Source organism: Siccibacter turicensis LMG 23730 (assembly GCF_000463155.2).
GTDB classification, from domain to species: Bacteria; Pseudomonadota; Gammaproteobacteria; order Enterobacterales; family Enterobacteriaceae; genus Siccibacter; species Siccibacter turicensis.
In genome coordinates this window covers 350,487-361,546 of record NZ_AWFZ01000042.1, presented here as the reverse complement: position 1 = coordinate 361,546, position 11,060 = coordinate 350,487, and the positions used below count along the sequence as shown (strand labels likewise).

12 protein-coding genes and 1 pseudogene are annotated in these 11,060 nt (G+C 57.0%); 5 read left to right on the top strand and 8 right to left on the bottom strand.

Annotated features, from left to right (window positions below; all coding sequences use genetic code 11):
• Positions 1-398, top strand: a pseudogene (locus DW58_RS21230) (DUF6056 family protein); the annotation flags it as partial.
• A 128-nt stretch (positions 399-526) separates the two neighbouring features.
• A complete protein-coding gene (gene yciA / locus DW58_RS13680; RefSeq protein WP_024550389.1) occupies positions 527-928 on the top strand; it encodes an acyl-CoA thioester hydrolase YciA in 402 nt (133 codons plus the stop codon).
• Between the two features lie 27 nt (positions 929-955).
• Here the strand turns inward: yciA and tonB are convergent, their stop codons facing one another.
• Positions 956-1,672, bottom strand: coding sequence for a TonB system transport protein TonB (gene tonB, locus DW58_RS13675; protein ID WP_024550388.1), 717 nt, complete (start codon positions 1,670-1,672; stop codon positions 956-958).
• A 224-nt stretch (positions 1,673-1,896) separates the two neighbouring features.
• Between tonB and DW58_RS13670 the strand changes: the two genes are divergently transcribed.
• Positions 1,897-2,193, top strand: a complete 297-nt coding sequence (locus DW58_RS13670) for a YciI family protein (protein WP_024550387.1) — start codon at positions 1,897-1,899, stop codon at positions 2,191-2,193.
• A 58-nt stretch (positions 2,194-2,251) separates the two neighbouring features.
• On the opposite strand, the gene DW58_RS20995 is transcribed toward DW58_RS13670, so the two are convergent.
• The gene (locus DW58_RS20995) at positions 2,252-2,428 is read right to left on the bottom strand and encodes a YciY family protein (RefSeq protein WP_130098641.1); all 177 of its coding nucleotides are present in this window, start codon (positions 2,426-2,428) and stop codon (positions 2,252-2,254) included.
• Positions 2,429-2,571: 143 nt separating this feature from the next.
• On the opposite strand from DW58_RS20995, the gene cls reads away from it, so the two are divergent.
• Positions 2,572-4,032 (top strand): cardiolipin synthase, encoded by a 1,461-nt coding sequence (gene cls / locus DW58_RS13665; RefSeq protein WP_024550386.1) that lies wholly within the window; start codon positions 2,572-2,574, stop codon positions 4,030-4,032.
• 36 nt (positions 4,033-4,068) lie between these two features.
• Positions 4,069-4,398, top strand: coding sequence for an HI1450 family dsDNA-mimic protein (locus DW58_RS13660; RefSeq protein WP_024550385.1), 330 nt, complete (start codon positions 4,069-4,071; stop codon positions 4,396-4,398).
• Positions 4,399-4,419: 21 nt separating this feature from the next.
• On the opposite strand, the gene DW58_RS13655 is transcribed toward DW58_RS13660, so the two are convergent.
• The 6 genes from DW58_RS13655 to oppA all read right to left on the bottom strand — a co-directional run bounded on the left by DW58_RS13655 (position 4,420) and on the right by oppA (position 10,925).
• The gene (locus DW58_RS13655) at positions 4,420-5,295 is read right to left on the bottom strand and encodes an ion transporter (protein ID WP_051195587.1); all 876 of its coding nucleotides are present in this window, start codon (positions 5,293-5,295) and stop codon (positions 4,420-4,422) included.
• A 17-nt stretch (positions 5,296-5,312) separates the two neighbouring features.
• The gene (oppF, locus tag DW58_RS13650; RefSeq protein WP_024550383.1) at positions 5,313-6,317 is read right to left on the bottom strand and encodes a murein tripeptide/oligopeptide ABC transporter ATP-binding protein OppF; all 1,005 of its coding nucleotides are present in this window, start codon (positions 6,315-6,317) and stop codon (positions 5,313-5,315) included.
• Positions 6,314-7,327, bottom strand: a complete 1,014-nt coding sequence (gene oppD / locus DW58_RS13645) for an ABC transporter ATP-binding protein (RefSeq protein ID WP_024550382.1) — start codon at positions 7,325-7,327, stop codon at positions 6,314-6,316. Before oppD ends, oppF begins: the two co-directional genes overlap by 4 nt.
• An 11-nt stretch (positions 7,328-7,338) precedes the next feature.
• Positions 7,339-8,247 carry an oligopeptide ABC transporter permease OppC gene (gene oppC / locus DW58_RS13640; protein ID WP_024550381.1) on the bottom strand — a complete coding sequence of 303 codons (909 nt, stop codon included), beginning with the start codon at positions 8,245-8,247 and terminating at the stop codon, positions 7,339-7,341.
• Positions 8,248-8,261: 14 nt separating this feature from the next.
• A complete protein-coding gene (gene oppB, locus DW58_RS13635) occupies positions 8,262-9,182 on the bottom strand; it encodes an oligopeptide ABC transporter permease OppB (RefSeq protein ID WP_024550380.1) in 921 nt (306 codons plus the stop codon).
• 111 nt (positions 9,183-9,293) lie between these two features.
• Complete coding sequence (oppA, locus tag DW58_RS13630; protein WP_024550379.1) at positions 9,294-10,925, bottom strand: oligopeptide ABC transporter substrate-binding protein OppA; 1,632 nt, start codon at positions 10,923-10,925, stop codon at positions 9,294-9,296.
• Positions 10,926-11,060: the final 135 nt, after the last annotated feature.

Below are 11,060 nucleotides of genomic sequence, written 5' to 3'. Positions count from 1 at the left end.
TTGCCAGAAACCAGACGAACTTTATTATTCCCGATTTCCATTTCTCGAAGCTGCAAAATAGCGGCGGTCATTTTGGTTTCTTCCACGATCCACTGGTGTATGGCGAATATTTCGGGGCGCAGAACATCGATAAAGTGAAGGTTAACTTCGATTATTCGGTGCTGGCAACCGGCGAAAAAATAGGGCTGGATAACACGACCACCGCCCGATTTAATCAGCGCGGTGATGTCATGGTCGTGAGCGACAGGCCCGTTGAAGGCACGCTGGTAATAGAGAGCGGTAATACACGCCGCGAACTGCCCATCGACAGCTTTAAGCAGGCACAGATAAACCAGCAGTACTGGTATTATCACGCCTTCAATGACGGGAAGATCGACAGTATTACGCTGATGCACTAATCGCGTTGACGATAATAGCGTGAGGTAAAGCCAGGCTCCCGGGTCTGGCTTTTTTACGGGCGCCATTTGTTATTATTCCGGGAATCATAGTAGCATTCTGCCTGACGCCCTTTTTTACAGAGATAATAATGACAACAACCAATGCAGCTCCTCAGGGAGAGCTGGTATTACGGACCCTGGCAATGCCTGCGGATACCAACGCTAACGGCGATATTTTCGGCGGCTGGCTTATGTCGCAGATGGATATGGGGGGCGCTATTCTTGCAAAGGAACTGGCGCACGGGCGCGTAGTGACTGTGCGGGTGGACGGCATGACGTTTCTGCGGCCGGTGGCGGTGGGCGACGTGGTGTGCTGCTACGCGCGCTGCGTGAAGCGCGGCAATACCTCGGTGACCATTAACGTCGAAGTCTGGGTGAAGAAAGTGTCGACCGAGCCGCTAGGCCAGCGCTATCGCGCCACGGAAGCCATTTTTGTTTATGTGGCGGTTGACCCGGAAGGCAAACCCCGCCCGCTTCCGGCTCAGGCATAAAAAAATCTCCCTGACGGGAGATTTTTTTTATTCCATTTTCGCGCCGCCGTTCATGCGGAACACGATGTTCACCACCAGCCCTTTCCCCGGTTTACCCGGTTCGTAGCGCCATTTTCGCATCGCGGACTTCACTTCGCGGTCGAACATGTTGGCGGGTTTCGCCGACAGGATCTGCACGTTTTCCACGCTGCCATCGGCAGCGACGTCAAAGCGGACGCGCACGTTGCCTTCCATACGCAGCGCATAGGCGCGACTTGGATACTGCGGCTGGTTACGGCTCAGCGCACGCGGGCCTGACGGGGCGGTTACCGCCGGGGCAGACGGTGCGGGACGCGCGGTCGGTGCCGGGCGAGCCTGCGCATTATTCTCAAACGGCGAGGCCGGGCGCGTTTCGGGCTTCACTTCCCGCTTCGGCTGCTCCACCTTTTTCTCGGGTTTCGGCTTCGGCTTGGGTTTTGGCTTCGGTTTCGACTCAGGCTTAGGGATCACCACCGGGGCTTCTTTCGGCGGCTCGGGTACGGGCTCAGGCTCCGGCTCTACGACGGGCTCCGGCTCGACCACCTGCGGCTGCGGCGGTTCGAGATCGGCTGGCGCGACCAGCGTGACCGTCACCGGCTCGGCAGGCGCGGGCATTTCAACAACCTGATGTACCGAGGTATAAAGCAGGCCTGCCACGACGGCTCCATGGATCCCCACTGACAGCAGCGTGGGCCAGGGAAAGCGGCGAGGTAAATCAAGGGTCATTGAGCTCATAGTCGTTTCAGTGGTCAAAACAGACCTGAATTTTAAATGCAAATAGCAATCATATTCAACAACGCAGTGCTTTTCTGACCGCAATTTTGACCGTGACGGGTATTTCTGCCGTCGGATCGGTACCTCAGGCAAGATTAAGATTATCTTTTCATTGCAGCCTGTTACGCTTTAACTTACCGTATTTTTACGTTTGTTGACTTTGAGGAGCTCTGCCCGTGCTTTATGTTATCTACGCTGAAGATGTTGCTGATTCGCTCGAAAAACGTCAGTCCGTCCGCCCTGCCCACCTGGCGCGTCTGCAACTGCTGCGCGACGAGGGGCGTCTGCTGACGGCGGGGCCGATGCCAGCCGTTGACAGCAACGATCCGGGTGCTGCCGGTTTTACCGGTTCCACCGTGATCGCGGAATTTTTATCGCTGGAAGAGGCGCAGGCATGGGCGGAAGCCGATCCCTACATTGCGGCGGGGGTATATAAAACCGTCTCCGTGAAGCCGTACAAACAGGTTTTCTAAGGCGGGAGAGTCAGGGGAATCAGCATTGTCGGGCACCGAAGCGGTGCCCGTTCTGCGCTTAATGCAGCTGGCTTGCGGCGAATAACAGACAGTTACGCTGCCGGTTTACGATGCATTTCCTGATCGCATGGATTCGCATATTGCGTCGGGACTGTGCTTCCAGCCAGCGCGCTTTTCGTCGCTGTGACTGGCGCAACATCCGCCAGCGCCCAACTTCCGTTCGACTACGCCTCATTTTTACGACTCATAACTGAAACAGAAAGCATATTATACCCCCTTACCCGACACGCCGTAGCGCTTTTTCTGGAAAGATGTCGTTGCCGGGCAGAAATACCGCATACACTCATAACACAGGCAATCAAAAGGATTTCGTAAACTATGACAACCTTCTACACGCTCGTGAGTTGGCTGATCATTCTGGGTTACTGGCTCATGATCGCCGGTGTCACGCTGCGCATATTGATGAAACGCCGCGCCGTCCCTTCCGCCATGGCCTGGCTCCTGATTATCTATATTCTGCCGCTGGTGGGGGTCATTGCCTACCTGTCGCTCGGCGAGCTTCACCTGGGTAAACGACGCGCCGAGCGCGCGCGCGCCATGTGGCCCTCCACCGCCAAATGGCTCAACGATCTCAAAGCCTGTAAACACATCTTCGCCGAAGAGAACAGCGAGGTGGCCAGCAGCCTGTTCCAGCTGTGCGAACGCCGTCAGGGCATTGCGGGGGTAAAAGGGAACCAGCTTCAGCTGCTCACCAGTTCCGATGACGTCATGCAGGCGCTGATCCGTGATATTCAACTGGCGCGCCACAATATCGAGATGGTGTTTTATATCTGGCATCCCGGCGGAATGGCGGACCAGGTGGCCGAGTCGCTGATGGCCGCCGCCCGTCGCGGCCTGCACTGCCGCCTGATGCTCGACTCCGCGGGCAGCGTCGATTTCTTCCGCAGCCCCTGGGCGGCGATGATGCGTAACGCCGGTGTGGAAGTGGTTGAAGCGCTCAAGGTAAACCTGATGCGCGTATTCCTGCGCCGTATGGATTTACGCCAGCACCGCAAAATGGTGATGATTGATAACTACATTGCCTATACCGGCAGCATGAACCTGGTCGATCCGCGCTACTTCAAGCAGGATGCCGGGGTCGGCCAGTGGGTGGATCTGATGGCGCGCATGGAGGGGCCGGTCTCCACCGCAATGGGCATCGTCTATTCGTGCGACTGGGAAATTGAAACCGGGAAACGGCTGCTTCCCCCGGCGCCAGATACCAATATCATGCCGTTTGAGCAGGCGAGCGGCCATACTATACACACCATCGCGTCGGGGCCCGGCTTCCCGGAGGACCTGATCCATCAGGCGCTGCTGACGGCGGTCTATGCGGCGCGTAAATACCTGATCATGACCACGCCCTACTTCGTGCCCAGCGACGACCTGCTGCATGCCATCTGCACGGCGGCGCAGCGCGGCGTTGACGTAAGTATTATTCTGCCCCGCCACAACGATTCCCTGCTGGTCGGCTGGGCCAGCCGGGCGTTCTTCACTGAGCTGCTGGAAGCCGGGGTGAAAATCTATCAGTTTGAAGGCGGCTTGCTGCACACCAAGAGCGTGCTGGTGGACGGTGAACTGAGCCTGGTGGGTACCGTGAACCTCGATATGCGCAGCCTGTGGCTCAACTTCGAGATTACGCTGGTGATTGATGACGCCGGTTTCGGGGCCGATCTCGCCGCGGTACAGGACGACTATATTTCGCGTTCACGACTGCTCGACGCGCAGCTGTGGGTAAAACGTCCGATGTGGCAACGCATCACCGAGCGACTGTTTTACTTCTTCAGCCCGTTGCTGTAAAACGTGCCCAATCTCTCTCTATTACGGGTAGTAACAATGGAAATGGATCTGAACAACCGCCTGACGGAAGATGAAACTCTGGAACAGGCCTACGATATTTTCCTCGAGCTGGCGGCTGACAACCTGGACCCCGCGGATATCATTCTGTTTAATTTGCAGTTTGAAGAACGCGGCGGTGCAGAGCTGTTCGATCCTTCTGAGGAGTGGCTGCAGCATGTCGATTACGACCTCAACCCGGACTTTTTCGCTGAGGTGGTTATCGGTCTGGCGGACGAAGAAGGCGGCGAACTTAACGACGTCTTTGCCCGCGTACTGCTGTGCCGCGATAAAGATCATAAGCTCTGCCATATTCTGTGGCGTGAGTGATCGGGTGCGGCGCAGGCCGCACTATTTCTCTTTCAGGGCTGGCAGCGTGCCGCCGCAATGATGGCAGTAGCGCGCATCCAGCTTGTGATCCCCGGCGTGGCAATGCGGACAGCGGCGCGCCTCCTTACGACGATGCAGGTTTTCCGTCATCTGCGAGGTTAAGATGCCGGTCGGGATAGCAATAACCGAGTAGCCAATCAGGATGAGCAGCGAGGCAATCACTCGCCCGGGCGCCGTATGCGGCGTCAGATCGCCATAGCCTACCGTTGTTACCGTCACCACAGCCCAGTACACCGACGCCCCCAGACTATCAAACCCGTTCGCCCCGCCCTCGACGCCGTACATCAGCGCACCGGCCACCACCATGACAATCGCAATAAAGGAATAAAACAGGATCAGCTGATGCCGGGCATTGTTGACCGCCTGCCACACCAGCTGTAGCGACGGCATAAAGCGCAGCAGTTTCAGAATACGCAATGCTCTTACCGCACGCATGGCGCGCCAGACCACCAGATATTCGATGGTGATATCCGGCCACAGCAGATAGACATAGAGCGGCAGCAGCGTGGCGAGGTCGAGCAGGCCCCAGAAGCTAAAGACGTAGCTCGCCGGGCGTGGCCATAGCGCCAGACGCAGAACATACTCGAGGGTAAAAAACACCGTAAAGGCGACTTCGACCCACAACCAGGTGCGTAGCTGATGGATCTCCAGCATATTTGGGGTGGTAAACGCGGATTCGAAAAAAACCGCCACGACGCTGAACAGCGCCATCAGGCCACAGAAGGCTTCGACCCGCCTGCCGCTGCGGGTGCGCTGGTCGAACATGAGATGATAGAGTTGGCGACGACGCGGTAAGATCCCTGACACGGTTGACCTCGCATAAAAAAGGGCTGGCATCATGCCAGCCCCTGTGATTATAGCGGGTCTACCTTAAGACATGAAACCGCATGTCGGAAGCTGCCCTCCAGCACCGGTCGCGTTTGCGCGCACTCCGGCCCGGCAATCGGGCAGCGGGTGCGGAATACGCAGCCCGACGGTGGGTTAATCGGTGAAGGCAGTTCCCCTTCCAGCAGCTGAATGGTTTTATTCTTTTCCAGATCGGGATCCGGAATCGGCACCGCCGACATCAGCGCGCGGGTATAGGGATGCAGCGGGTTGTGGTATACCTCATCATAGGTGCCAAGCTCAACCGCATGACCCAGGTACATCACCAGCACGCGGTCAGAGATGTGCTTCACCACCGCCAGGTCGTGGGCGATAAAGATCAGCGACAGCCCCATTTCGCGCTGCAGCTTTTGCAGCAGGTTAACCACCTGGGCCTGGATTGACACATCGAGTGCAGAGACCGGCTCATCGCAGATAATCAGCTTCGGCTCGAGGATCAGGGCGCGCGCGATGCCGATACGCTGGCACTGGCCGCCGGAGAACTCGTGCGGATAGCGGTTGATGAGGTTCGGCAGCAGGCCCACCTTCATCATCATCGCCTTCACCCGGTCCTTCACTTCCTGACGCGGCATATTGGGATGATAGGTGCGCAGCGGTTCGGCAATGATATCCCCGATGTTCATACGCGGGTTAAGCGAGGCCAGCGGATCCTGGAAAATCATCTGGATATCGCTGCGCACGTCGCGCCACTCGTCGGGTTTCATGCCGAGCAGATCTTTACCAAGCCAGGCGACTTTGCCGTCGGTGGCCTTCACCAGACCGATGATGGCGCGGGCAAAGGTGGATTTACCGCACCCGGACTCGCCCACCACGCCAAGAGTTTCCCCTTCGTAAAGCCGCAGGGTCACACCGTCCACCGCCTTCAGGGTTTTTGGCGGCTGCCAGAACCACTGCTTTCCATCTTTGATGTCGAAATGCACTTTCAAATCGGCAATTTCGAGCAGAACTTTTTTCTCTTCCGCCAGGTTCGTCATACTAACTCCTCCACCGGCTTAAAGCAGGCGCGCAGGCGGCCCGGAGCAAACTCCTCCAGCGGCGGCGTGCTGTTACAGATTTCCATCGCGTAAGGACAGCGCGGCTGGAACGGGCAGCCTTTCGGCAGACGCAGCAGGTTCGGCGGATTACCCGGAATGGTCATCAGCGATTCGCCTTCCGCATCCAGACGCGGCACCGCGTTCAGCAGGCCGATAGAGTACGGGTGCGCCGGTTTATAGAACACGTCGCGCGCCTGACCGTACTCCATGGTACGCCCGGCGTACATCACCAGCACTTTGTCACAGATGCCGGCGACCACGCCGAGGTCGTGGGTAATCATAATGATGGCGGTGTTGAACTCGCGTTTCAGCTCGTTCAGCAGGGTCATGATCTGGGCCTGCACCGTGACGTCGAGCGCGGTGGTTGGTTCATCGGCAATCAGCAACTTCGGCCGGCACATCAGCGCCATAGCAATCATTACGCGCTGACGCATCCCGCCGGAGAACTCATGCGGATACATGCGCATGCGCTTACGCGCTTCCGGCATTTTCACCGCATCAAGCATGCGCACCGACTCCTCAAAGGCCGCGGCTTTGCCGAGGCCTTTGTGCAGCATCAGCACTTCCATCAGCTGCTCGCCAACCCGCATGTAGGGGTTAAGCGAGGTCATCGGGTCCTGGAAAATCATCGAGATCTGCTCGGCGCGCAGGCGGTTAAGCTGCTGCTCCGGCAGGTTGAGGATTTCACGCCCGTTAAATTTCGCCGAGCCGCCGATGCGGCCATTGCTCGCCAGCAGTCCCATCAGCGCAAAGGCCGTCTGCGACTTACCGGAGCCGGACTCACCCACGATGCCCAGGGTTTCCCCTGCCCGCAGGCTGAAGTTGAGGTCGTTGACCGCGGTCACGTCCCCATCCGGGGTTCCAAAGGTAACGCGCAGGTCTTTAACTTCCAGCAGTGCCTCACGCTGTTCCGGCGCAACGGCGGCCGGAGCGATGTCAATCGTACTCATTGCGGCACTCCTTAACGATCTTTCGGGTCGAGGGCATCACGCAGGCCATCGCCGATAAAGTTGAAACAAAACAGCGTAATTACCAGGAAACCTGCCGGGAACATCAAGAGCCACGGAGAGACTTCCATTGAATTCGCGCCGTCGCTGAGCAACGCGCCCCAGCTGCTTAACGGCTCCTGCGTACCCAGGCCGAGGAAGCTCAGGAAGGATTCGAACAGGATCATACTTGGCACCAGCAGCGAGGCGTACACCACCACCACGCCCAGCACGTTCGGTACGATGTGACGTACCACGATGCTGGCGGTGGAGACACCTCCCACCTGGGCGGCTTCAATAAACTCTTTACGCTTCAGGCTGAGGGTCTGGCCACGCACGATACGCGCCATGTCGAGCCAGGACACCATGCCGATGGCGACGAAGATCAGCAGGATGTTTTGCCCAAAGAAGGTCACCAGCAGGATCACGAAGAACATGAACGGGAAGGAGTTCAGGATCTCCAGCAGACGCATCATCACCGAGTCGACTTTACCGCCCAGGTAGCCGGAGAGCGATCCATATAGCGTTCCAAGGATAACCGCCACGAATGCCGCCGCAACACCTACCATCAGCGAGATACGACCGCCAATCGCCACGCGCACCAGCAGGTCGCGTCCGGAGGAGTCGGTGCCAAAGTAGTGCCCGGATTCCATATCCGGCGCGCTGGACATCATGCCCCAGTCGGTGTCGTCATAGGTAAACTGCGCCAGCATCGGCGCGAAGGTGACGAACAGCGCAATTACCACCAGCACCACGAGGCTCGCCACCGCGGCGCGGTTGTGCATAAAGCGACGGCGGGCATCCTGCCACAGGCTACGCCCTTCAACTTCCAGCTTCTCACTGAAGTTTTCCAGCGCCTCGCTGTTTTTCTTACTCAACATCATGGCGTACTCCAGCCTCAGTAGCGGATTTTCGGGTCGATAACGGCATAGAGCACATCGACAATCGCGTTAAACATAATGGTCAGGGCGCCCACCAGAATGGTCAGGCTCAGCACCAGCGAGTAGTCGCGGTTCAGCGCGCCGTTGACGAACAGCTGACCGATACCCGGCAGACCATAGATGGTTTCAATCACCATCGACCCGGTGATGATGCCCACGAACGCCGGTCCCATATAGGAGAGCACCGGCAGCAGCGCCGGCTTAAGGGCGTGACGCAGGATGATACGGCGCATAGGCAGGCCTTTGGCGCGCGCGGTGCGGATGAAGTTAGAGTGCAGTACTTCAATCATCGATCCGCGGGTAATACGTGCAATACTGGCGATGTACGCCAGGGAGAGCGCCACCATCGGCAGGATCATGAACTTCAGCGCCCCGCCGTTCCAGCCGCCGCCGGGCAGCCACTGGAGCGTAATAGCGAATATCATCACCAGCAGGGGTGCTACTACGAAACTGGGTATCACTACCCCGGTCATGGCTATCCCCATCACGGTGTAGTCCCATTTACTGTTCTGGTTGAGGGCGGCTATTACACCGGCCGTCACGCCAAAAACCACAGCCAGGAAAAACGCGGCAGCACCGAGCTTCGCGGAAACCGGGAAACTGGAGGCAACCAGGTCATTCACCGAATAATCTTTGTATTTGAAAGACGGTCCAAAATCACCGTGCGCCAGCTGCTTCAGGTAGCTGAAGTACTGCGTCATGATGGGATCGTTCAAGTGGTATTTCGCTTCGATATTCGCCATGACTTCGGGCGGCAGCGTGCGCTCGCCGGTAAACGGACTACCCGGGGCCAGACGCATCATAAAGAAGGAGATCGTAATAAGAATAAACAGCGTCGGAATCGCTTCCAGACAGCGGCGTAAAATAAATTTCAACATTGCCCGTACCTTCTGGCGTGTGTCATAAACGCAATATAAAAAGAGCCAGTGCCATAAGGCGAAAGGCTCCGGGACACGGCGGGGTAAACAGCGTTACCCCGCGTATTGCCATTAATGTTTGATAATATACAAGTTTTTAACGTAGATATTATCCATCGGGTCTTTACCGGTATAACCACCAACCCACGGCTTAACCAGACGGGCGTTCACGTAGTAGTAAACCGGAACGATCGCTGAGTCTTTATCCAGCTGCTCTTCCGCCTTCTGATACAGCGCGGTACGCTGCGCTTCATCGGTCACTTTCAGCGTGTCTCCGATAAGCTTATCGTAGGCCTCGCTCTTATAGTGCGCAGTGTTGTTGGAGCTGTCTGACAGCAGCATGTTCAGGAAGGAGGTCGGCTCGTTGTAGTCCGCACACCAGCCCGCACGGGAGACGTCATAGTTGCCCTGATGACGGGTATCCAGGAAGGTTTTCCACTCCTGGTTCTCCAGCTTCACGTTCACGCCGAGGTTTTTCTTCCAGATGGAGGAAACGGCGATCGCCAGCTTCTTGTGCAGATCGGAGGTGTTGTACAGCAGGTTGAAGGTCAGCGGCTTGTCAGCCGTGTAGCCCGCTTCCGCCAGCAGTTTTTTCGCTTCGGCGTTGCGCTGCTCCTGGGTCATTTTGAACCAGGCCGGTTCGGTCAGCTTCGCGCCATCGGTGTACGGCGGGGTGAAGCTGTACGCCGGCAGGTCGCCCTGGTTTTTCACCTTGTTAACGATGATGTCGCGATCGAGGCCGAGCTTCAGCGCAGCGCGGACGCGCGGGTCGTTAAACGGCGGCTTCTGGTTGTTAATCTCGTAGTAATAGGTGCACAGATACGGGTCGACGTGCACTTCAGACGGGATCTCTTTTTTCAGTTTCTGGAACAGCTCAATCGGCATGTTGTTGTAGGTCATGTCGATTTCACCGCTGCGATAACGGTTAACGTCTGTCACTTCAGAGGAGATCGGCAGGTAGGTTACCTGATCGATTACGGTTTTGCCGTTGTCCCAGTAGTTGGTGTTGCGCTCAAGGACGATGCGCTCGTTCACCACCCAGCTTTTCAGCTTGTAGGCGCCGTTGGACACCAGGTTTGCAGGCTGGGTCCACTTCTCACCAAATTTCTCTACAACGGCTTTTGGCACCGGAGACATGGAGGAGTGCACCAGCAGCTTATAGAAGTAAGGTACCGGTTCGCTGAGGGTAACTTCCAGCGTGTGGTCATCGATGGCTTTGACGCCCAGTTCGGTCGCGGGCTTTTTGCCGGCGATGATGTCGTCGATGTTAGCAATGTGGCCGTACTGCAGGTAGCTTTCGTACGGGGAGGCGGTGTTAGGATCCGCCAGACGCTGCCAGCTGTATACGAAATCCTGAGCGGTTACCGGCTCGCCGTTGGACCATTTTGCGTCTTTACGCAGATGGAAGGTCCAGACTTTAAAATCTTTGTTGTCCCACTTCTCCGCCACGCCCGCGCTCGGGTGGCCGTCAACATCCGTTACCAGCAGGCCTTCAAACAGGTCGCGGTTGATGTTGGATTCCGGTACGCCTTCGATTTTATGCGGGTCCAGAGACTGAACCTCAGAGCCGTTATTACGTACCAGCGTTTGCTTTTCTGCCAGCTGGACACCCGCCGGCACGTTTGCAGCCATTGCAACGTTACCCGCCATTAGCGCAGAAAAAACACCTGCTGCAACCAGACTTTTTTTTGTGATGATGGACATTGTGTTGGTACTCCACTCATTATAATTACTGACCTGAGCCAGCCTGTTTTTCCCGTTAGGGCCCTGTACAGCGCAGGAGCTATACGCGTCTGCCAGGATTTATTTACTGCTGCTATCACCGACTTTATTTTTTAC

Bases quoted from the DNA above. Each gene is read 5' to 3' on its own strand.
- yciA (WP_024550389.1), top strand. From the start codon at position 527: ATGACAACAACCAATGCAGCTCCTCAGGGAGAGCTGGTATTACGGACC.
- tonB (WP_024550388.1), bottom strand. From the start codon at position 1,672: ATGACCCTTGATTTACCTCGCCGCTTTCCCTGGCCCACGCTGCTGTCA.
- DW58_RS20995 (WP_130098641.1), bottom strand. From the start codon at position 2,428: ATGAGGCGTAGTCGAACGGAAGTTGGGCGCTGGCGGATGTTGCGCCAG.
- cls (WP_024550386.1), top strand. From the start codon at position 2,572: ATGACAACCTTCTACACGCTCGTGAGTTGGCTGATCATTCTGGGTTAC.
- DW58_RS13660 (WP_024550385.1), top strand. From the start codon at position 4,069: ATGGAAATGGATCTGAACAACCGCCTGACGGAAGATGAAACTCTGGAA.
- DW58_RS13655 (WP_051195587.1), bottom strand. From the start codon at position 5,295: ATGCCAGCCCTTTTTTATGCGAGGTCAACCGTGTCAGGGATCTTACCG.
- oppF (WP_024550383.1), bottom strand. From the start codon at position 6,317: ATGACGAACCTGGCGGAAGAGAAAAAAGTTCTGCTCGAAATTGCCGAT.
- oppD (WP_024550382.1), bottom strand. From the start codon at position 7,327: ATGAGTACGATTGACATCGCTCCGGCCGCCGTTGCGCCGGAACAGCGT.
- oppC (WP_024550381.1), bottom strand. From the start codon at position 8,247: ATGATGTTGAGTAAGAAAAACAGCGAGGCGCTGGAAAACTTCAGTGAG.
- oppB (WP_024550380.1), bottom strand. From the start codon at position 9,182: ATGTTGAAATTTATTTTACGCCGCTGTCTGGAAGCGATTCCGACGCTG.
- oppA (WP_024550379.1), bottom strand. From the start codon at position 10,925: ATGTCCATCATCACAAAAAAAAGTCTGGTTGCAGCAGGTGTTTTTTCT.